Below are 269 nucleotides of genomic sequence, written 5' to 3'. Positions count from 1 at the left end.
GAAATGATCGGGTGTCAGTGCTGCTATCGATGCATTAAGGCGCGGGTTGTTTCGGTGCGCCGGGGATGTTGTTGTCATCGCCTTTATTGACCTTCGGCTCATTGCTGATACCTGGGCCCATTTTGCCGTTGCCCACCGCTGCCGGTGCCTGGCGTTGGGTATCGTTGCCTTTGGTGCGTGGGTCAGCGCCGTTGTCGATGATCGCGCCACCATTGGTGTCGAGGCCGGTCCCCATCGAATTCTGGGATTCCTGGGTGGCAGGGCTTGGC

General features: G+C 59.5%; 1 protein-coding gene. It reads right to left on the bottom strand.

Translation table 11 applies throughout. The features are described 5' to 3' along the window. Window positions 1-34: 34 nt before the first annotated feature. Window positions 35-269, bottom strand: a 235-nt coding sequence (locus KZZ04_RS19415) for a hypothetical protein (RefSeq protein WP_219423908.1), incomplete at its 5' end; no start/stop codon positions are given.

The sequence above is a fragment of the Pseudoalteromonas sp. CR1 genome (genome assembly GCF_019392235.1).
Lineage (GTDB): Bacteria > Pseudomonadota > Gammaproteobacteria > Enterobacterales > Alteromonadaceae > Pseudoalteromonas.
This window is presented reverse-complemented; position numbering and strand designations above follow the sequence as displayed.